The 20,523-nt window shown below is 72.3% G+C and carries 12 protein-coding genes and 4 pseudogenes; 5 read left to right on the top strand and 11 right to left on the bottom strand.

Annotation, left to right across the window (positions count from 1 at the left end; all coding sequences use genetic code 11):
- Position 1 precedes the first annotated feature (1 nt).
- The 6 genes and pseudogenes from GFH48_RS05245 to GFH48_RS05220 all read right to left on the bottom strand — a co-directional run bounded on the left by GFH48_RS05245 (position 2) and on the right by GFH48_RS05220 (position 6,244).
- Positions 2-1,717: an ArnT family glycosyltransferase gene (locus GFH48_RS05245; RefSeq protein WP_153287129.1), complete on the bottom strand. Its 1,716-nt coding sequence runs from the start codon at positions 1,715-1,717 to the stop codon at positions 2-4.
- A gap of 113 nt (positions 1,718-1,830) precedes the next feature.
- Positions 1,831-2,872: pseudogene (locus GFH48_RS05240) on the bottom strand (family 4 glycosyl hydrolase); the annotation flags it as partial.
- Between the two features lie 239 nt (positions 2,873-3,111).
- Positions 3,112-3,929, bottom strand: a pseudogene (locus tag GFH48_RS05235) (carbohydrate ABC transporter permease).
- A pseudogene (locus GFH48_RS05230) lies at positions 3,926-4,354 on the bottom strand (carbohydrate ABC transporter permease); the annotation flags it as partial. The pseudogenes GFH48_RS05235 and GFH48_RS05230, both read right to left, overlap by 4 nt.
- Positions 4,354-5,381, bottom strand: a pseudogene (locus GFH48_RS05225) (extracellular solute-binding protein); the annotation flags it as partial. The pseudogenes GFH48_RS05230 and GFH48_RS05225, both read right to left, overlap by 1 nt.
- An 11-nt stretch (positions 5,382-5,392) precedes the next feature.
- Positions 5,393-6,244, bottom strand: coding sequence for an endo alpha-1,4 polygalactosaminidase (locus GFH48_RS05220; protein WP_153287128.1), 852 nt, complete (start codon positions 6,242-6,244; stop codon positions 5,393-5,395).
- A gap of 244 nt (positions 6,245-6,488) precedes the next feature.
- On the opposite strand from GFH48_RS05220, the gene GFH48_RS05215 reads away from it, so the two are divergent.
- Positions 6,489-7,439, top strand: a complete 951-nt coding sequence (locus tag GFH48_RS05215) for an alpha/beta fold hydrolase (protein WP_153287127.1) — start codon at positions 6,489-6,491, stop codon at positions 7,437-7,439.
- 2 nt (positions 7,440-7,441) lie between these two features.
- Here GFH48_RS05215 and GFH48_RS05210 read toward each other — a convergent pair whose 3' ends face one another.
- Positions 7,442-8,263, bottom strand: a complete 822-nt coding sequence (locus GFH48_RS05210; protein ID WP_153287126.1) for a phytanoyl-CoA dioxygenase family protein — start codon at positions 8,261-8,263, stop codon at positions 7,442-7,444.
- A 64-nt stretch (positions 8,264-8,327) separates the two neighbouring features.
- On the opposite strand from GFH48_RS05210, the gene GFH48_RS05205 reads away from it, so the two are divergent.
- Positions 8,328-9,218, top strand: coding sequence for a helix-turn-helix domain-containing protein (locus tag GFH48_RS05205; protein WP_153287125.1), 891 nt, complete (start codon positions 8,328-8,330; stop codon positions 9,216-9,218).
- A 514-nt stretch (positions 9,219-9,732) separates the two neighbouring features.
- Here the strand turns inward: GFH48_RS05205 and GFH48_RS05200 are convergent.
- Entirely contained in the window at positions 9,733-10,224 is a 492-nt protein-coding gene (locus tag GFH48_RS05200; RefSeq protein ID WP_153287124.1) for a universal stress protein, read from the bottom strand.
- 16 nt (positions 10,225-10,240) lie between these two features.
- Complete coding sequence (locus GFH48_RS05195) at positions 10,241-11,497, bottom strand: arsenic transporter (protein ID WP_153287123.1); 1,257 nt, start codon at positions 11,495-11,497, stop codon at positions 10,241-10,243.
- 604 nt (positions 11,498-12,101) lie between these two features.
- Here GFH48_RS05195 and GFH48_RS05190 point away from each other — a divergent pair.
- On the top strand, positions 12,102-15,200 hold the full coding sequence (locus GFH48_RS05190) for a glycoside hydrolase family 2 TIM barrel-domain containing protein (RefSeq protein ID WP_153287122.1): 3,099 nt from the start codon (positions 12,102-12,104) through the stop codon (positions 15,198-15,200).
- On the opposite strand, the gene qcrB is transcribed toward GFH48_RS05190, so the two are convergent.
- Both qcrB and sigJ read right to left on the bottom strand, forming a co-directional pair.
- On the bottom strand, positions 15,111-16,658 hold the full coding sequence (gene qcrB, locus GFH48_RS05185; RefSeq protein WP_153287121.1) for a cytochrome bc1 complex cytochrome b subunit: 1,548 nt from the start codon (positions 16,656-16,658) through the stop codon (positions 15,111-15,113). The two genes, GFH48_RS05190 and qcrB, sit on opposite strands and share 90 nt — an antisense overlap.
- Entirely contained in the window at positions 16,655-17,614 is a 960-nt protein-coding gene (gene sigJ / locus GFH48_RS05180) for an RNA polymerase sigma factor SigJ (protein WP_153287120.1), read from the bottom strand. The genes qcrB and sigJ overlap by 4 nt, the downstream gene beginning before the upstream one ends.
- Before the next feature lie 187 nt (positions 17,615-17,801).
- On the opposite strand from sigJ, the gene GFH48_RS05175 reads away from it, so the two are divergent.
- Positions 17,802-19,415: a DHA2 family efflux MFS transporter permease subunit gene (locus tag GFH48_RS05175; protein WP_153287119.1), complete on the top strand. Its 1,614-nt coding sequence runs from the start codon at positions 17,802-17,804 to the stop codon at positions 19,413-19,415.
- Complete coding sequence (locus GFH48_RS05170) at positions 19,412-20,029, top strand: hemerythrin domain-containing protein (protein ID WP_153287118.1); 618 nt, start codon at positions 19,412-19,414, stop codon at positions 20,027-20,029. The genes GFH48_RS05175 and GFH48_RS05170 overlap by 4 nt, the downstream gene beginning before the upstream one ends.
- The last annotated feature ends 494 nt before the right edge of the window (positions 20,030-20,523 follow it).

Here is a 20,523-nt window from a genome sequence, read left to right as displayed (position 1 = left end):
CCTAAGGCCTGCGGAAGACCGTGATCGAGTGGCCGACGTCGTCGACGGGCGTACTGCCGTCCAGCAGCGCCGCCAGACGGCCGTCCGCCTTCGCGACCGAGGAGTCCGAGACGGCGAGCAGGCCGTGCACCTCGCCCGGCGGAGCCTTGCGCGGATCGGCCGCCTCGATCCCGTAGGCGGAGGGCACCCCGCTGCCCTTGTAGACGAGCCAGACCCGTTCGCCCGGATACCGCTCGGACAGGCGGTCGGCGAGCCGTCCCAGGTCCTGCCCCCAGTCGACGTTCGAGTCGTGCAGCCGCAGACGGGTCATCGACGGTCCGCCGAACGCCTCGTTCGAGTACGGCAGGTAGTACGGGAACGCGCGCAAGGAACTGACCGCGACGAACAACACCGCCGCCGCCGCGGTGAGACGGGCCGGGCGGGGACGCAGCGCGACGACCCCGGCCGCCGCGACCGCCAGGAACACCGGCACGAACAGGGCGTACCGGACGCCCAGATCGCGCGAGCCCGTCATGGCCACGGCGAGCAGCACGGCCGGCGGGAGGAGGACGTAGGGGGCGGCGGCGCGCAGCCGGGGCACGCCGAGCATCGTGGCCGCGCCGGTCAGCCAGAGCGCGAGCGCGCCGAGCGGCGTCTTCACCAGCAGCGCGGCCGGCAGGTAGTACCAGAGCGAACCGCGGTAGACCCTGCCGAAGAGGAAACCGCTCCACGTCGCGTTCTCGAAGCCGAACTGAACGCGCATCCCGTCGCGGTACGGCCGGGGGAGGGGCAGCCAGTGCAGGGCGAGTCCGCGCAGACCGTGCACGGCCGGCACGTCCGCGGGCGTGGCCCAGCGCAGTCGCGGGTCGACGACGAGGTACGTCGCCCACACCACGGTGAGGGCGAGCAACGCCATGCCGACCGCCACGCCCGCGGCCACGCCCACGGCGACGAGCCGCCGCCGGGCGATCGGGCCGGAGCCGGAGCCGGAGGCGCGGCGGGCGTGGGAGCGGGAGAGGACCGCCAGGAGCAGCAGCGCCGGGACCGCGGGCAGGGTGCTCATCTTGGTGGCGAGCGCCGCGCCGAGTGCCACCGCGGCGAGCGCGAGGTGCGGTGACGGCCGCCCGTGCCGCGCCCTCCACACCAGCCACGCCGACGTCAGCACGAATCCGGCCGCCGGTACGTCGAGGGTGGCCAGCGAGCCGTTCGCGATCACGTCGGGGGAGAGCGTGTACAGAGCGAGCGCCACCAACCCGCCGACCGGACCGGCGAGTTCACAGGCGAACGCGAGAACGACCAGGCCGAACAGCAGCGTCAGCACGATGACCGGCAGCCGCGCCCAGAACATCACCCGCCAGGGATCGTTGCCCGACTCGTACAGCAACCGCCGTCCGAGCGCCGTCTGATCGTCGGTGGCGTGGGCATCGAGGTGGGGGTGGGCGAACACCAGCCCGGCGCCGATGATCAGTTTGCCCAGCGGCGGGTGCTCGGGGTTGTAGCGCAGGCTGTGCTCCCGCGTGTAGACCACCGCCGTGCCCACGTACACCGGCTCGTCGATCGTCGGTGTCTGGCGTACGGCGGCCGTGACCATCGCCACCGCCATCTGTGCCAGCAGGGCGGCCACGGCGAGCGCGAGCAGCCACCGCCGGTGCCGCCGCAGTCGTGCGAACCGTCGCGGCGGCTCGGTGGTGCTCGTCGGCAGGCGGCTTTCCCGCCTGTCCGCCATGGAGGTCGACATGCCTCTTGATACGTCCGCCCGGTGGCCTGCCGCTCATCCGACACGGCCCGGTTTCCGCGCGTGCGCGCCTCGCGGACCATCCGGCCGTGGCGCGGCGCGGCCGGACGGCCCGCTCAGTGGCCGAGCTCGGCCCGCAGTTCCGTCTGGAGCAGGGCGCCGTGGGCGCGCACGAGCTCGTCGCACAGATCCCAGATCCGCTCGACGGGCAGCGCGGCGGCGGTCGCGGGGTCGGCCATGGCGGCGTGCCGGATGTGGCGCGGATCGTGGTCGGTGGCGGCCCGTACGACCAGGTCGTTGACGGCGACATAGGCGCCGTTGAGGGCCGCGCACTGCGGCGGGAGCGAGCCGACGCGGGTCGGCTGGACGCCCAGCGCGTCGACCAGGCAGGGAACTTCGACCACGGAGTCGGCCGGCAGGTTGTCGATCAGGCCGCGGTTGGGGACGTTCCCGTAGATCGTGCGCGGCGTGCCGGTGAGGGCGCTGTGGATGATCTGCGGGGCGTACTCCAGTGTGCCCTCGACCGGCAGCGGCGCGTCCCTGGCCAGGGCGTCGCGCGTCTGCTCGTAGCTCGCCGTGTTCTCCTCGATGATCTCCAGATAGGCGCCCACCGGCAGCCTGAGACGCTCGATCTCGCTGTCGTGGTGCAGATACCAAGGCACGTACTCCGAGGAGTGCTCGCTGGTCTCGGTGGGGTAGTGGCCGAGCCTGCGGTACATGTCGACGCGGACCCGTCGCAACAGGCCGGGATCCCCGGCGATCGCCTCGTCCAGCAGCGGGTGGAGGTCCTGGCCGGCGCGTTCGAAGCGCAGCACCCAGGACTGGTGGTTGACCCCGGCCGCCAGATAGGACACGTCCTCGAAGGGCACGCCGACCAGTGCGGCGAGGTCGTGCATCGTCCAGTGCACCGAGTGGCACAGGCCCGTCACGCGCAGGTCCGGGGCGATACGGCTGAGATGGAGGACGTTCATCGCCATGGGGTTGGTGCAGTTCAGCAGCAGCGCGTCCGGGCACAGTTCGGCCCTGTCCTCGGCCAGCGCGCGCAGGACCGGGAAGGTGCGCAGGGCGCGGAAGATGCCTCCGATGCCGAGCGTGTCGCCGATGGCCTGGCGCAGACCGTGGCGGGGCCGGGATCTCGAAGTCGACCCGCGTGGCGGCGCGGGCCACGTCCTCCGTGGGCTGCGCCGCCGTACGGTCGTGACCGTGTGGGGGGAGCGCGCCGCGGGCCGCGGCGCGTGCCGGTGGCGCCGTGATCGCCGCGGACCCGCCGGGCACCGGCCCGGCGTCCGTGGCGAACCGTCCACGCCGGCCGAGGGCACGCGGCCCGGACGGGGGAGCGGCCACCACGTCAGGATGCGCGGCGCCGGCCACCACCGCGTCGAGAATCCGCACGGCCGTCACCCCTTCAGACCGCTCGACGTGAGCGACTGCACGAACGTCTTCTGCGCCAGCAGGAACGCCACCAGGACCGGCAGGACGGTGATCACGTTCCCCGCCGTCACCGCCGACCACCGGGTGTGGTGCTGCCCCTGGAAGGTGGTCAGCCCCAGCTGGAGCGTGTACCGCGTGTCGTGGTTGAGCGCGATCAGCGGCCATGACAGGGCGTTCCAGGTCGACAGGAACGTCAGCACCGCGACGGTGGCCAGCGCGGGCCGGGCCAGCGGCAGCACGATCGAGAAGAGGACCCGCAGCCGCGAACACCCGTCGATCCAGGCGGCTCCTCCATCTCCCGCGGCAGCGAGAGGAAGAACTGCCGGAACAGGAAGACCGCGAACGGGGTCACCAGCGACGGCACGATCAGCGCGCCGAGCGTGTCGATCAGACCCAGCTCCTTCATCACCAGGAAGGTGGGGATCATGGTGAGCTGGAACGGGATCACCATGGTCGCCGGCATCAGCCCGAGCAGCAGCCGCGACCCGGCGAACCGCATCCGCGCGAACGCGTAGCCGCCCAGCGCCCCGAACAGCAGATTCGATCCCACCGCGACCGAGGCGACCAGGAGGGAGTTGGCGAGCCAGCGCGGGAACAGCGCGTTGCCGAGCACATAGCGGTACCCGCCGAGGTCGATCCCCTTCGGCCACAGCGCGGGCGGGAACCGGTTGATCTCCGCGTTGGTCATGAAGGAGCTGAGCACCAGCCACACCAGCGGCAGCGCGAAGCACAGGGGCAGCGGCGCCAGCAGCAGATGCCAGCCGCTCATCTTTCGCGTCCTCATCGGACGACTCCTTCCGTACTGCTCCGGCGCCGGCGTACGACCCGCAGCGCCGCGCCCACCACCATCAGGGCCGCCGCCAGTACGTACGCCGCCGCGGCCCCGTACCCGGCCGTGAACGTCTGGAAGGCCTGCTGCCAGACGAAGTAGACGACGACCGTGGTCGAGCCGAGGGGCCCGCCCTTGGTCGTCACATAGATCAGGTCGAAGACCTGGAGCGCCGTGATCACCTGCCACAGGAACAGGAACAGGAACAGGAACAGGAACAGGAACAGGAACAGGAACACCGTGACCGGTGTGAGGGTCGGCAGCACGATGTGACGCAGGATCAGCGCGCGGCCCGCCCCGTCGATGCGCGCCGCCTCGACGAGTTCGGGCGGCACGTCCTGGAGCGCGGCGAGGTGGACGACCACGCAGAAACCGACGCCCAGCGGGCGTCCTGGGCGGGCCGCATCATCCAGCGCACGAACTCGACGGCCGCCCGCGAACGGGCCGGGCCGTTGTCGAACACCGTCCAGGTGTCCGGGCCCGAGATGGTGACCGGCCGTCCGCTGTAGGTCGGCAGCGGCACGACGTCGTAGTCGACCCCGGCGCCGATGATGTCCGGGAGCTGCCAGGGGCCGGTCCCCACCATGGCCGTCCGGCCGGCCATGAAGACCTGGTACATCTGCTCGCCGCCGGGCTTCGGGTCGACGTACACGCTCTTGTCACGGTGCAGCCGGGCGAGGGTCTCCAGGGCCCGTACGCCCTGTCGGCGAAGCCGATGTGCTTGCCGTCGGCGGCCACCACGTCACCGCCCAGGTCCCAGACCATCGGCCACAGCCGCCACACCGTGTCCTCGTCGCCGGTCCCGGGCCAGCCCGTACCGAAGACACCGCGGCCGGGCGTGGTCAGTCTCCTCGCCGTGTCGGTGAACTAGTCCCAGGTCCAGCCGGGCCGCGGGAAGGGCACCCCGGCCTGCCGGAACAGCTTCCTGTTGTAGACCACGGCCAGGGAGTCGAGCAGCGCCGGGGCGGCCCGCACCCTGCCGTTGACGGTGATCCCCTCCCGCACCGGGGCCCAGAGGGAGCGCCACGGGGTGGGGCCCGCGTGCAGCGCGGACGTCAGATCGACGACGCGGGGACTGCGCGCGATGCTGGCCAGGTCCGAGCCGAAGATGTAGGCGACGTCCGGACAGGAGCCCGAGGCCGGCGCGGCCGTCACCTTCTGGAGCATCGCGTCGGACAGGACACCACCGCCCGCGCTGTCGACACGGATACGCGGATGGGTGCGGTTGAACTCGGCGACGAGCGACTCCACGGCCTTCCTGCCCGTGTCGCTCCGCCCGTGCCACAACTCGACGGTCACGGTGCCGTCGGCCCCGACGCCGTCGGAGGCGCCGGCACCACAGGCGGCGAGGAACGGGGCGGCGGCCGCGCCGGCGAGCAGCGCGCGACGTGCGATCGAGGAGGTCAGCACGGCCCCCGTCAACGCGTCCGGCGAACGTAGTCCGCGCTGCCCGGGGTCGAGACGTCCACGTCCCGGCGCACGATGCTCAGCCTTTTCCCGTACCGTGCGCGGGCCTTGCGCAGCCCGCTGTCGGTGTACTCGATGACGACGACCCGGTCGTGGAACGCGTTCGCGTACGTGCCGCACTCGTCGTACTCGCCGCACTCCTCCGCCACCGCGAAGTCGAGGCCGGTCCGTGCCCTCAGCCCGGCCAGCTCCGCGGTGTTCTTCTGCCCGATGGCGAGGTGGCGGGCGTGCGCGCGGGCGGAGAGCAGCGTGATGAACGCGGTGGCGTCGTCGGCGCCCAGCAGATGGCGGGAGCGGGTGTAGCTGTCGTAGTTGTCCGGCTCCACCGCGTCGAAACCCTTGTCGGCGCAGCCGTCGATCCACCGGCCGACCCGCGCGGCCACCCGTTCGCGCTTGTCCGGGGTACCGATGTCGAGCAGTGCCTCGTCCCAGTCGCGGTCGACGACCACCTCGCCGTGCGCGTCCCGCAGCAGCAGGTCGGCGGGCCAGTCCCGTTCCTCGCCCGGCTGGACCTGGAAGGCGTTGACGTAGCAGATGTTGTACAGGCCGGGCGCGGGCGTCGCCGTACGGTCGCGGCTGACGATGCCGACACCCGACGGCGGCCGGTAGGCGCCGCCGATCTGGTAGTCGAATCCCGCGTGGAGCGGGGGGAGCCGCACGGTCCGTGGGCTCGGACCCGGGGACCCGTGCCTGTGCTGGGTGCTCTTCGCCGGTGCGGAAGCACAGCTCACCAGTGTCACGAGCGCCACCAGGGCGGTGGCCGCCCCCGGACCGGCGGCGCGGAGAACACGTTTGACGGGCATGTCCGCTCCATCAATCGCGAGTACGACCCCGCCTCGGACGCTCCCGCGATCCTGGCGACTTTGGCCGGACTTGAACCGTGTCCGTTACCGGCTGGGCGTACCTCTGGGTGCCCGGCTGCACGCCTCGGCACGCCAGGATCAAAGCGCTTCGACGCCGTCCGCGTCAAGGCCACGCCTGCGCGGGAGGCCGCCACCGGCGCTCGACGTCCTCCTGCGGACCCGCCCCGGGCCCTACTGTCAGGACATGAACGGAGACCGTATCGAACTGGCCGTCCACGACCACGGGGGCGACGGCCCGCCGCTGCTCCTGCTGCATGGAGCCGGCCGCACGCTGGCCGACTGGGCCGCCGTCGCCCCGCTCCTGACCTCCCGTCACCGGGTGCTCGCCGTCGACCTGCGCGGACACGGTCTCTCGCCCTCCGGGACCTGGAGCCTGCCCCGGGTGATCGAGGACATCGAAGGGGTCCTAAAGGAGTACGGTCTCCCCGGCGCGCTCCCGGTCGGACACTCGCTCGGCGGGATGGTCGCGGTGCGGTACGCGCTGGACCATCCACGGGTCACGCCCGGCGCGGCGAACCTGGACGGATACGGCTGGGGCCGCCCCGACCAGTACGTGGACCTCGACCCGGCGCAGGTCGCCGAACGGCTCGTCCAGGTACGGAAGTCGGCGACGGCGGCACTGCCCGGGCTCCCGCTGCCGGTCGACGGCCTGCAGACACTGCTCGCCCAGCAGCGCGCCCTGTCCGGACAACTCGGCGTCCCCTACGAACTGTTGGAGGCGGCACTGCTGCGTTCGGTGGGCCACGCCCCGGACGGGCGGCTGGAGTTGAGGCCACGGCGTGAGCACGCGCTGGAGATGCTGGCGGAGATCGACTCGCTCGACCTGTTCGCCCTCTTCGCGCGGATGGACCGCCCGCTGCTGCTCGGGCGCGCGCTGCGCCCCGTACCCCCGGTCCCGGGCAAGGAGTGGTTCGACGACCTGATGACGGCCTACGGGAAGGGGCTCACCAGGGATCTCGCCGCACTGGCCGAGCAGCGGGCCCAGGTGCGCGTCGTCGGGATCGACGGCACGCACGCGATGCTCCTCGAGAACCCCGGCGCGGTCGCGGACGCGATCCTCGCCTTCGCCGCCGAAGCGCTCACCGGATCGCCCTCGGCCCCTCTCCGGTACGCGCTGCCCGAACCGGGGGAGTGAGGTCAGTGGGGGGACACGGCGGAGAACTCGTCGCCGCACGGGCCGGCGCCCTCGCTCTCCGGCAGGGCGACCGGCTCGCCGCTCATCGTCAGGGTGCGGTAGTGGCCGCCGACGCGGGCCGTGGACCGCCCGACGTAGTGGCCGATGAAGCAGCGGCGGAAGCGGTCGGCACTGCGGTTGGGACCCGATCCGTGCACCAGACTGCCGTTGAAGAACAGCACGTCACCCGGCGCCATGTCGACCGGCACGGCCGCCAGACCGGGCGGCGGCGGCACGTACTCGCGCACGAAGGACAGCTCCTCGTCCGCCTCCTGGGGGCAGAAGAGTTCCATCCGGTGGGTGCCCGGCACGACCTCCAGACCGCCGTTGCCCCGGTCGATCGTGTCGCAGGCGATCCAGGCGGCCACGCAGGTGCCCGGCTCCACCCGCAGATAGAAGTTGTCCTGGTGCAGCGCCTGGCCTCGGGCACCGGGCGGTTTGAAGTAGAACATGCTCTGCGCGGCCAGGACCTCCTCGCCCAGCAGGACTTCGAGGATCTCCCGCAGCCGGGGATCGAGCAGCCTGCGCCGGGACAGCGCGTTGACGCGGTGCGGATGCATCACCCGGGGGTGCCCGTGCAGGGGGTCGGCCGGGTCGCCGGTCCGCGTCGGGCGGGGCTCGAAGTGCCCCGGCACCGGCCCGGCGGCGTGCAGCGCCGCGAACTCCGCGCACAACTCGTCGATCTCGGCGCCGGTGAACAGCCCGCGGACCACCACGAAGCCGTTCTCCGTGAACTCGTGCTCCCACGCGCGCGGGCGCCGCCCGCTCCTGTCCGTGACCGTCATCCGACCGTCCCTTCCGCTCGGGGTGCGAGGTGCCCCACGCTAGGCCGACGACCCCTCCGGGAGGATGCCCGTGCGTGCCGACGCCCTGCCCGAGCCTGCTGTCCCGTCCCCGCCGCCGGGCCTGGTGACCATCGGGCGCTACGACCAGCGACCGGGCTACCGCGTCCACCGCCCGCACGGCAGCGACAGCCGGCTGTTCACCTGGACCACGGCCGGACGCGGGAGCCTTCGGCAGGGCGCGACCGGGACGACGGCCGGCGCGGGCGACCTGGTCGTCCTGGGACCCGGCGTACCGCACCGCTACGGCGTCCAACCGGGCGCGGACCACTGGGCGTTCTGGTGGACCCACTGCCGGGCCAGGCCGTCCTGGGACCGGTGGCTGCGGCCGTACGCCCTCGGCGACGGGGTGTACGCCGTGCGCTCCGCGCGGAGCCGGGAACGCATCGCTTCGGCGTTCCGGCGGATGCTCGCCGACGCCCGCTGGACGGGGGACGGAGAGCCGCCCGACGGCGCCGAACCCGGCGCGGGCGTGGTCGCGGTCGCGCACGGCGCCGCGGCCAGGGAACTGGCCCTGTGCTCCCTGGAGGAGATCGTGCTGCTCGCCACCGCCCGGGCGGAGCGCGGCCGGCCCGGGACGGACGCCCGGGTGCTGCGGGCGGAGGCGCTGATCGCCGCCGACCCGGGCGCCGCGCACACCGTCCGCTCGCTGGCCGCGGCGGTCGCGCTCTCGCCGTCGCGGTTCGCCCACCTCTTCACCGAGCAGCTCGGCCGCTCCCCGATGCGGGCGCTGCGCGAGGCCCGGCTGCTGCACGCGGCGCGCCTCCTGGAGGCCACCGGGCTCCCGGTGGAACGGGTGGCCGCGGCCTCCGGATTCACCAGCGCCCCGCACTTCCACCGGGCCTTCCGGCAGCACTACGGGACCCCTCCGGGCGGCTACCGCCGCGCCGTCCGCTGAGCGCGGTCCCGATGCTCCCGGGCGCGCGCGACGACGGCGACGACAGCCGCGGCACTTCGCGGCGTCGCCGGACCGCCCCCACAGGCGGAGTACGAGGACGACCCCGCACCGTGCGCCGACGCCTCCGGATCCACCGGGGATCGCGGGGCAGTCCCGGGCCTGCGCCGGGCGCCGATCCACCGGGGTCGCGTGACAGCCCTCGGCCGGTGCCCGCTCCTTCCCGCGTCGGGCGGTCGGCACGGCGCTCCGCCGCGTTGCCGGGCCACCCGGGTACGCGGGGTACGCGGGGTACGCGGGAGATCCGCGGCCTCGCGAGGCGCCTGGCCGGGCACCGCCCGCTGATCCGGTGCGCACGGTCGGACGCGACCCGGTGCGCACGGTCGGACGCGACCCGGTGCCGGGAGCGGTGACGACCGGCCCGTCGCGACGCGAGGCACGTTCTCCCACTGCCTCAGGAGCGTCGGAGGTACTCCCGCTCGCCACACCGGGCACCGCTCCCTGACGGGCCTGCGGCCTAGGGGTGGTGCGGCGGAGGCGGCGGCAAGGTCGTGACGTCCGGGGCCGACTCCGGCCAGACCAGCAGTACCGGACAGGGCGCGTGGTCGACGACGAACCGCCCCGCCGGGCCCAGACTGTGCGGGCCCAGGCGGGCCCGGTCGCCGTCGCGGGCGAGCACGAGCAGGTCGGCGCCGTCGGCGGCGGCGACCACCTGGCGTTCGGCGCGGCCGGCGCGCTCCAGACGTTCGCAGGGCCGGCCGAGCCGCTCGGCCGCCGCGTCGAGCAGCTGTACGGCCGAGGAGGCGCCGAGGCCCTCCAGCAGCACTTCGGGATCGCGCTCCCGGTGCCCCCGGCCGAGCAGTCCGGCGAAGGCGCCGTGCGCCAGCCCGGCCACCCCCGGCTCGCTGACGTGCAGCAGAACGACCTCCGTCGCGCGCGGCGCGTGCTCGCGCACCGCGTCCACACACGCCGGCCAGGTCCCTTCGACGAGCCAGACGATCACCCGCATGGGCAGCGTCCTCCGTTCAGCCTCCGATGACGTGGAGCGAGGTCCACAGTGCCAGTACGGCGGGGACCAGCGCGGCCGGCACGGCGATCAGGCCGAGCCGGGTGAACTCCTTGAGGTCGACGCCGTGTTCGTGTTCGTGGACGATACGCCGCCACAGCAGGGTCGCCAGGGAACCGGCGTAGGTGAGGTTGGGTCCGATGTTGACGCCGAGCAGCACCGCCAGTACCGCGCCGGAACCGGACGTGGCGGCGAGCGGCAGCAGCACCAGGACCGCGGGCAGGTTGTTGATCAGATTGGCCAGGACGGCGGCGAGCGCGGCGATCCCGAGCAGCGCGGGCAGCCCGCTGCCGTCCGGCAGGATCCGGCCCAGGGCGTCGGAGAGTCCGTTGTCGACCACCGCCCGCACGACGACGCCCAGGGCGAGGACGAAGGCCAGGAAGGCCGGAGCGGTGGCCCGGACGACGGTCAGCACGGTGGCGCGCCCGCGCACCATCGCCCGGACGGCGAGCACCAGCGCCCCGGCCGCCGCCGACCACGCCGGATCGATCCCGACCGCGGAGGCGACGACGAACCCGGCCAGGGTGCATCCCACCGTGACCAGCGCGAAGAGCGGAAGCTCCGGCGGCGCGTCGAGGGTGGGCTGCGGAGCGGCGGCCGCCAGGTCGCGGGCGAAGAAACGCCGGAAGACGACGTACTCGGCGCCGATCGCGACCAGCCACGGAAGGACCATCAGCGCGGCGAACCGGGTGAAGCTCAGTCCGCTCGCGGTGAAGGCCAGCAGGTTGGTGAGGTTGGAGACCGGGAGCAGCAGCGAGGCCGTGTTCGACAGATGGGTGCAGGCGTACACGTGCGGTTTGGGGCGGGCGCCCATCCGGGCCGCGGTGGCGAAGACGACGGGCGTGAGCAGCACGATGGTGGCGTCGAGGCTGAGCACCGCGGTGATCGCGGAGGCGAGCGCGAAGACCGCGGTGAGCAGACGCCGGGGCCGGCCCGCCGCCCAGCGCGCCATCCAGGCGCCGCACGCGTGGAAGAGCCCCTCGTCGTCACAGAACCGGGCGAGGACCAGTACGGCCGCCAGGAAGCCGATCACGGGACCCAGGTGCGCGGCCTCCTCGCGGGCATGCCCCCAGGAGATCGCGCCGGTGGCCATCACCAGCAGGGCGGCGGGCACCGCGACGACCGCCTCGGGCCAGCCGAACGGCCGCACCACCGCGCAGACGAGCACGGCGGCGAGCAGCACGACGGACAGTGTTTCGGCGAGCGGGGTGTTCAGGGTTCGGTCCTCCAGGGCACGATCGGGTGCCCGTCCATCACATCAGATGCCGCACCACCTGCCCCGACGGGACGCGGTCAGACCTCCGTGAGCGCGTCGGACATCTGACGGCGGATCGGACCCGGGGCCGGTCAGACCTCGGGGAGCAGGCTCAGCTCCGCCCGGATCGCCTCTCCGTCGGGCGTGTGCCGGCTGCTCCGCCGCCGGGTGAGCCGGGCGACGAGGAACAGCCCACCGCCGGGTGAGCCGGGCGACGAGGAACAGCCCGCGGCCGCCCTCGTCGAAGGTCCCGGCCCGGCGCGGACCCGGCGCGGCGCAGGGCGACGGGCGTGGGCGGTGCCCCGGCGGGGGTTCGCGTCCATGCTCCGGGGCGTCCAGCAGTGAACACGCGTCCGGGGTCTCAGCCCCGTGCGCGGGCGGCGCGCCACCCACTCCGCACTCGGCCCGGCCGGGGGCGTATCGGCGCGACGCGTTCCGGCCGATGTGGCATCCGGGACGGAAGTGGGTGTCCGCCCCTTGACGGCCGCAAGTGTCATCCCGTCAGAATCTGTTTGTTCACGATCAGTTGTGATGAGTTATGGGCCCTTGATGAGGGAGAGCTGCCTTGACGGTCACTCGGAGATCGGTATTGATCGCAGGAACCGCCGCACCCACGGCCGGAGCGTTCGTGGGCGCCGCGGACGCCCGGGCGGCCTCGTCCGGGCACGCGACGGGCCGCAGCACCGTCGAACTCCACGACGGCTGGCGCTTCGCCCTGGTCGACCCGGGCGGGATCACCGACCCGACCGGGGCGTACGACGGCGCGGCACAGCCCGGCTACGACGACGCGGGCTGGCGTGAGGTGGCCGTCCCGCACGACTGGAGCATCGAGCAGACGCCCACCACGGAGCACGGCACCACCAGCGGCACCGGCTTCTTCCCCGGCGGCCTCGGCTGGTACCGCATTGCCTTCACCCTGCCGCCCGCCGTCGCCGGCAAGCGGATCTCGGTGGAGTTCGACGGCGTCTACATGGACTCGTACGTCCACTGCAACGGCACCGAGGCCGGCCATCACCCCTACGGATACACGGGGTTCGCCTTCGACCTCACCGACCTGGTGCACACCGACGGCACGACCGCCAACGTCATCGCGGTCAAGGTCCAGAACCGACTCCCCAGCAGCCGCTGGTACTCGGGCAGCGGCATCTACCGCGAGGCCCGTCTCGTGATCACCGAACCGGTGCACGTCGAGCGCTGGGGCACCTACGTCACCACGCCCGACGTCAGCGCGCGGCGCGCGGTCGTCCGGGCCCGGACGACCGTGGTCAACCGGACCGGTGCCGCGGCCGAGGTCCAGGTGATCTCGCGGATCGTCGACCCCGACGGCCGGACGGCGGCCCGCACGTCCACCACCGCCACGGTCGGCGACCGTGCCGAAGAGGCCCACGAACTCACGGTCGAGCACCCGAAGTTGTGGGACTTCGCGACCCCCGGTCACCGTTACACGCTGGAGACCGAGCTACGTGTCGGCGGCAGAGCCGTCGACACGTGCCGCACGTCATTCGGCATCCGCTCGTTCCGCTTCGACCCGGACGAGGGATTCCATCTCAACGGCACCCACGCCAAGATCAAGGGCGTCGACCTCCACCACGACCAGGGCGCCCTCGGCGCGGCGATCAGCGTCGACGCCGTGCGCCGGCAGATGACCGTCATGAAGTCGATGGGCGTCAACGCCTTCCGCACCTCCCACAACCCGCCCTCCCCACAGATGATCCAGGTCTGTGAGGAACTGGGCATCGTGATGATGGTGGAGGCCTTCGACTGCTGGCGGACCGGCAAGACGCGGTACGACTACGGCCGCTTCTTCGACGAGTGGTGCGAGAAGGACGCCACCGAGATGGTCCTCGCGGCCCGCAACTCGCCCGCGGTGGTCCTGTGGTCGATCGGCAACGAGGTACCCGACTCCACCTCGACCGCCGGACTGGCCATGGCCGACCGCGTCATCGGCGCCATCAGGGCCGCCGACGACACCCGCCCGCTGGTCATCGGCTCCGACAAGTACCGCCGCCCGCCCGCCAAGGGGTCCGCGGCCGACCTCATGCTCGCCAAACTGGACGGGCTCGGCCTCAACTACAACACCGCGCAGTCGGTGGACGCGCTGCACGCCGCCTACCCCCACCTCTTCCTCTTCGAGTCGGAGTCGTCCTCCGAGACCTCCTCCCGCGGCACCTACCAGGAGCCGGGACACCTCAACACCGGCGAGAACCACACGCCGGGCCGGCGCGCGACCTCCTCGTACGACAACAACCTCGCCTCCTGGACCATGAGCGGCGAGTACGGCCACAAGAAGGACCGGGACCGCAAGTGGTTCGCGGGCCAGTTCCTCTGGTCGGGGATCGACTACATCGGCGAACCCACGCCCTACGACGTCTTCCCGGTCAAGGCGTCCTTCTTCGGCGCGGTCGACACGGCGGGCTTCCCCAAGGACATGTACCACCTCTTCCGGAGCCAGTGGGTGAGCGAACCCATGGTCCATCTGGTGCCCATGACCTGGAACCACGGGACGGGCGACACGGTCGAGGTGTGGGCGTACGCGAACGTCGACACCGTAGAGCTCTTCCTCAACGGAAAGTCCCTGGGCACGCGGAAGTTCGACACGAAGAGGACCGTCGACGGCCGCACCTATCTGGAGACCACCGAGGCGACCGGCGACGACAAGACGTTCACCTCGGGCCCCTACCCGGGCAGCTACACCAGCCCGAACGGCAGCGCGGGGAAACTCCACCTGACCTGGAACGTGCCTTATGCGCCGGGTGAGTTGAAGGCGGTCGCCCGCCGTGACGGCCGGGCCGTCGCCACCGACGTGCTGCGCACCGCGGGAGCGCCGCACCGGATCCGCCTCACCGCGGACCGCGATTCAACGCCCGCGGACGGCCGTTCCCTGGTGTTCGTGACCGCGGAGGTCGTCGACGCCCGGGGTGTGGTCGTGCCCGACGCCCAGCACCTGATCGCGTTCGACGCGCACGGCGGCTCGCTCGCCGGTCTCGACAACGGCCAGGAGGAGAGCGCCGAGCGCTATCAGGCGAGCACCCGGACGGCCTTCCACGGCAAGGCCCTCGCGATCGTCCGCAGCGGCACACACCCGGGAACGCTGCGGGTGACGGCCCGCTCCGAAGGGCTGCGGAGCGCCACCGTCTCCGTGGCGGCCACCACGGCGCGCACGAGGGCGACCACTGCGGCCGCCCGGTTCGAACCGGACCCCGGACCCGGCGCCCCCGCCCACCCGTTCGCGGACGCCGGCTACTCGGGGCGCCCGGACTCCCTGCCGGCCGCCATGCTCGACGGCGACGCGGCGACCGGCTGGTCCAACGCCTTCTACAAGTCGGCCACGGCCCTGCTGCCCGCCTTCAGCGGGGCCCGCCCCGAGGACTGGGTCTCGGTCACCTGGGCACGTCCTCGGGCCGTCGACCGCGTCGAGGTCTCCTTCACCGTCGACGCGACGCACGCCCTGCCCGCCTCGGCCGAGGTCTCGGTGTGGGACGGCGAGCGCTACGTGCCGGTGAAGGGAACGGCCGTCGACTGGGCCACCGTGTCCGACCTCCCGACCGTGATCACCTTCGACCGGGCCCGCGGGTCACGGCTGCGGATCCTCCTGACCAGCGGACACCCCGGAGCCGCCGACGGCGCGCTGCGCATCAGCCGGCTGGAGGTCCCGGCCGTCTGACCGCCCGCGATGCTCGTGCTCGGTCAGCGTGTGGAGTTCGGCCGGGCCGAGCGGACGGTGGACCTCGACGTACTCGCCGTGCGGCAGGCGTGTGATCACGCCGGTCGCACGGCCGTGCGCCACCAGCTCGCGGTCCCGCTCCCGCAGCCCCAGACAGAGGCGGCGCGTCACCACGAAGGCGAGGACCGGGACGACGAACAGGCAGACCCGCACGGCCCAGGTCACGCTGTTGATGGACAGATGCAGACGGGTCGCCACGATGTCGTTGCCACCGCCCGCCAGCAGGATCAGGTACAGGCTGATCCACGCCGCCCCGATCGCCGTACGCACCGGCCGGTTGCGCGGACGGTCCAGGAGATGGTGCTCACGCCGGTCCCCCGTGAACCGGGCCTCCACGAACGGGTAGACGCCGATGGCGACCAGGAGCAGCGGGAAGACCACGACGGGGACGAGCACACCGAGCACCAGCGTGTGCCCCGCGACATCGACCTCCCAGCCCGGCATGACACGGACCAGGCCCTCGGCGAAGCCCAGGTACCAGTCGGGCTGGGCGCCCGTCGACACCTGGTCGGCGCGGTAGGGGCCGTATGCCCAGACCGGGTTGACGCTCGCGACCGCCGCGACCAGCGTGATCACGCCGGACACCAGGAAGAGGAAACCCCCCGCCTTCGCCAGGTACACCGGCAGGAACGGCGTCCCCACCACGTTGCGTTCGGTCCTTCCCGGTCCCGCGAACTGGGTGTGCTTGTGGTACACGACGAGGATCAGATGCGCGACGACGAGCGCCGCCATGATCCCCGGGATCAGCAGAACGTGCAGCGCGTAGAAGCGGGACACGATGTCGTGGCCGGGGAACTCCCCGCCGAACAGGAAGAACGACAGATACGTGCCGACGACCGGCACCGACAGCAGCGCGCCGTCCACGAACCGCAGCCCCGTGCCGGACAGCAGGTCGTCCGGCAGCGAGTAGCCGAACAGGCCCTCGAACATGCCGAGGAGCAGGAGTGTCCAGCCGAACACCCAGTTCAGCTCACGGGGTTTGCGGAAGGACCCCGTGAAGAAGTGCCGCATCATGTGCGTCAGCATCGCCGCCAGGAAGATCAGCGCGGCCCAGTGGTGGATCTGCCGGATCAGCAGCCCGCCGCGCACGTCGAAACTGATGTCGAGGGTGGACGCGTACGCCTCCGACATGCGGATGCCGTTCAGCGGGACGTAACCGCCGTGGTAGGTCACCTCGTTCATGGAGGGATGGAAGAACAGCGTCAGGTACACGCCGGTGAGGACCAGCACCACGAAGCTGTACAGGCAGATCTCGCCGAGCAGGAAGGACCAGTGGTCCGGGAAGACCTTGCGCAGATACCGCCTGCCGAGGGTGTGGAGGCCGACACGGCCGTCGAACCAGTCGGCGAGGCGCTCGCCCGAGGACGCCCTCCCCGACGCGCTCCCGGTGTCCGTCATGCGTGCTCCTCCTCGGTCGCCTCGGTCGCCTCGGTCGCCTCGGTGTTCTCGGTGTCGTCCCGCCGTACGCGCGCGAGCTTCTCGGGGTTGGTGACGATGTAGACGTCGGACACCCGCTCACCGTCCGGAGTGAGGTCCATGACCATGACCGCGTACGGTGACTCACCCGCGAAGAGCACCGCGGAGTCGTCGCCGTTGACCCGCCGGTAGCGGATGTCGAGGCCACTGCCGCGCCGCGCCGCGTAACCGGCGAACAGCCGGGCCGCCCTGTCCCGGCCGCGCACCGGCCGCAGCCCCGCCGACGCCTTGCCGCCGCCGTCCGTCCAGACGGTCACGTCCGGCGCGAGGATCTCCATCAGCGCCGCGATGTCACCGCCGAGCGCGGCCTCCACGAAGCGCTCGGTCGCCTGGCGGCGGACACGGGGATGGGCCCGGTAGAGCGGCCGGCGGGCGTGCACGTGCTCCCGCGCCCGGTGCGCGAGCTGGCGCACCGCCGCCGGACTGCGGTCGATGACCTCCGCGATCTCGGTGTGCGCGTAGCCGAACACCTCGTTGAGGACGAAGACCGCCCGCTCCAGCGGGGTGAGCGACTCCAGGACCACCAGCATCGCCAGCGACACCGACTCGGTGCGCAGCGTGCGGTCGGCCGAGTCGTCGGGGGCCGCTTCGTCGAGCAGCGGCTCCGGCAGCCAGGGCCCCACATACGTCTCCCGGCGCCGGGTGATCGCGGCACGGCGCGCGAGCGCGTGGTTCACACCGATCCGTACGAGGTAGGCGCGCGGGTTGGTGATCGCGTCCAGCGGCGCCCGCCGGGCACGACCCGTCCACGACAGCCAGGTCTCCTGGAGGACGTCCTCGGTGTCGGCGACGCTGCCGAGAATGTTGTAGACGATCGCGAAGAGCAGCTCGCGATGGTCGACGAACACCTGCGTGGCGCTCTCGGTCCTCTCGGACATGCCATTCCTCCCTGGGTGCGCTCACCACTGCGAGCCCCAAGGACGGTCCGAATGTGACATGCGGAGACCGAAAAGTGACGTACGTCTCACGGTGTCACGCGGTCCCGGCGCCCCGCCCTCTTGAACGCGAAGTCGATGCCCCCGGGCACCACTCGGCATCCAACTCCCCTACTAGGAGGAAGACATCGTGTTCAAGAAATGGCACGGCAACCCCTGGGCGATCCTCATCACGCTCTCCCTGGGCTTCTTCATGACCCTGCTGGACCTGACCATCGTCAACATCGCGATCCCCGACATGGGACGGGACCTCGACGCCTCACTGGACGAGATCCTCTGGGTCGTCAACGCCTACACGCTCGCGCTGGCCGTGCTGCTCATCACCGCGGGCCGCCTCGGTGACCTGCGCGGCAAACGCGCCCTCTTCCTCGCCGGCGTCGCCCTGTTCACCCTCGCCAGCCTCGCCTGCGGCCTCGCACGGGACCCGGCCCAGCTGATCGCGTTCCGTGCGGTCCAGGGCCTGGGCGCCGCGTTGCTCATGCCGCAGACCCTGTCGATCATCGCCGAGGTGTTCCCGGCCGACCGGCGCGGCGCCGCGATGGGTGTCTGGGGCGGGGTCGCGGGGGTCTCCGGCGCGCTCGGCCCGATCATCGGCGGCGCGCTGATCACGCACCTGGACTGGCGCTGGATCTTCTTCGTGAACCTGCCGCTGGGGGCGCTGGTGACGGTGCTCGCCGTCGCGATCATCCCGGCCTCACGCCGCACGGTTCGCCACCGCTTCGACACCCCCGGCGTCCTGCTCGCCTCAAGTGCCCTGTTCTGCCTGGCCTTCGGGCTGACGGAGGGGCAGCGTTACGACTGGAACGGCTGGATCCTGTCCCTGTTCGGTGCCGCGGCGCTGCTCTTCGCCGGGTTCCTCGGCCATGAGCGCGGCCGGCAGGGCGACGATCCGCTCGTCCCGTTCTCGCTCTTCAGGGACCGCAACTTCACCCTCATCAACTTCGTGGGCGTCACGGTGTCCTTCGGCGTGATCGGGATGTTCCTGCCGCTGACGATCTACCTGCAGTCCGTGCTGGGCTTCAGCGCCCTCAAGTCCGGGCTCGTCCTGCTGCCGCTCGCGCTCGGCTCGTTCGTGACGGCGGGGCCGGCCGGAGTGCTCGCGGACAAGGTCGGCGGCAAGTTCATCCTGATGACCGGGCTGCTGGCCTGGTCCGCGGCCCTGGTGTGGATCGTGGCCGCGGTGGACGTGGGGTCGAGCTGGACGGCGGTCGCCCTCCCGCTCCTGCTCGCGGGCCTGGGAGCAGGCTTCACCTTCGCGCCGATGGCCACCGAGGTCATGCGCAACGTGCCCACGAAGCTCTCCGGAGCCGCGTCCGGCCTCAACAACGCACTCCGGCAGGTCGGTTCGGTGCTCGCGGGTGCCGTCGTCGGCGCGGTGCTCCAGGCCCGGCTGGCGGCCTCGCTGGCGGAGCAGGCCCGGGAGCGCGCCGGCGGGCTGCCCGTCGCGTACCGCGACGGTTTCGTCGGCGCCTTCTCCAGGGGGGAGGCCGACGTGGACGCCGGGCGGTCGGCACGGGTGCCGGACGGTGTCCCGCGCGACGTCGCCGACCGCATGCGTGAACTGGGCGGCCAGGTCTTCGGTCACGGCTTCGTGGACGCGATGGGCCCCGCGGTCCTGGTCGCCGCCGCCGTTCTGCTGGCCGGCGCGCTCGCCTGTCTCGCCGTACGCCGCCACCGCGGCCCGTCGGCCAACCCGCACGCCCTGCCCGTGTACGAACCCGAACTGGAGGAAGCGGCCTCATGACCACCGACACCATCGACCTCACCGTCATGTACGCGGCCCACGACGCGTTCCGGCGCGACCTGGGGCGCCTCGCCGGGGCCGCGGCGGACGGCACCGCGTCCTCTCCCCAGGTCCGCGCGGGGTGGGACAACTTCAAGCACCAGCTGCACATCCACCACACGGCCGAGGACAGCGACCTGTGGCCGCGCGTGGAGCGCGGGGCGGCGGGGCGGCCCAGGGACGTGGCCCTGCTGGCCGCGATGGAGGCGGAACACGCCGGCCTGGCCGCCCTGCTGGCGGCCGTCGACACCGCACTGCGGGACCGGTCGGCCGAACTCCTGTCGTGTGTCGGCGCGTTGGCGGCGGCCCTCGACGACCACCTCACCCACGAGGAGGACAGCGCCCTGCCGCTCGTCCAGGAGGTACTGACACCGGCGGACTGGGGCGCCTTCACCGGGCGGATCCGCGAGGCGCAGGGCCTGCGCGGGGCCGCGCTCTTCGTGCCGTGGATCGTCGACGGCGCTCCCGCCGCCGACCGGACCCGGTTCCTCGGCGCGCTGCCACCGCCCGTGCGGGTCCTCAACCGGCTGTTCTGGGAGGCGGGTTACCGCAGACGCGGGCTGTGGCGGGCCTGAACCCGGAGGGCGATCGGACGGGGCTCCGGCTCCGTCCGGCCGCCCGGGGCCGCCGGCCGAGGGCGGAGGGATCGGGGCCGGCGGCCGGTTTCGCGCGGGAGAGCCGCCGTCCTGCGCGGGGCCTCCGAGAAGGGCCGGGTTCCAGTCGACCACCGGGTTCACTGCGCCGGGAGCGTGCGACGGGCTCCGGAGTGAGCGCGGGGTTCACACGGGGCGCGTCGAATTTCGAAAGCCGGTGCGAGTGAACCGAGTTGCCCAGGCAATTGACCATCTTTCAAAAGCGCGGATGTCGCTGGGCGCCTTGTTGGTCATGAGTGTGTTGTGCGAGGGTGAACTTACTGCGCGTGGTCAATGGCCGGGTGTGAAATCCGTGTTCGTCATTTCGGACCGCCGGTGAGATCCGAAGATTCCGGAACAGGGTCTTCGCCGAACTTCCCGCCCGCTGTTCTCCTGGCGCGTCGCTCAAAAGGAACGCATCAGGCAGGGCTGCTTTT

Source organism: Streptomyces fagopyri (assembly GCF_009498275.1).
GTDB classification, from domain to species: domain Bacteria; phylum Actinomycetota; class Actinomycetes; order Streptomycetales; family Streptomycetaceae; genus Streptomyces; species Streptomyces fagopyri.
This window is presented reverse-complemented; position numbering and strand designations above follow the sequence as displayed.

Bases quoted from the DNA above. Each gene is read 5' to 3' on its own strand.
- GFH48_RS05245 (WP_153287129.1), bottom strand. From the start codon at position 1,717: ATGTCGACCTCCATGGCGGACAGGCGGGAAAGCCGCCTGCCGACGAGC.
- GFH48_RS05220 (WP_153287128.1), bottom strand. From the start codon at position 6,244: ATGCCCGTCAAACGTGTTCTCCGCGCCGCCGGTCCGGGGGCGGCCACC.
- GFH48_RS05215 (WP_153287127.1), top strand. From the start codon at position 6,489: ATGAACGGAGACCGTATCGAACTGGCCGTCCACGACCACGGGGGCGAC.
- GFH48_RS05210 (WP_153287126.1), bottom strand. From the start codon at position 8,263: ATGACGGTCACGGACAGGAGCGGGCGGCGCCCGCGCGCGTGGGAGCAC.
- GFH48_RS05205 (WP_153287125.1), top strand. From the start codon at position 8,328: ATGCCCGTGCGTGCCGACGCCCTGCCCGAGCCTGCTGTCCCGTCCCCG.
- GFH48_RS05200 (WP_153287124.1), bottom strand. From the start codon at position 10,224: ATGCGGGTGATCGTCTGGCTCGTCGAAGGGACCTGGCCGGCGTGTGTG.
- qcrB (WP_153287121.1), bottom strand. From the start codon at position 16,658: ATGACGGACACCGGGAGCGCGTCGGGGAGGGCGTCCTCGGGCGAGCGC.
- sigJ (WP_153287120.1), bottom strand. From the start codon at position 17,614: ATGTCCGAGAGGACCGAGAGCGCCACGCAGGTGTTCGTCGACCATCGC.
- GFH48_RS05170 (WP_153287118.1), top strand. From the start codon at position 19,412: ATGACCACCGACACCATCGACCTCACCGTCATGTACGCGGCCCACGAC.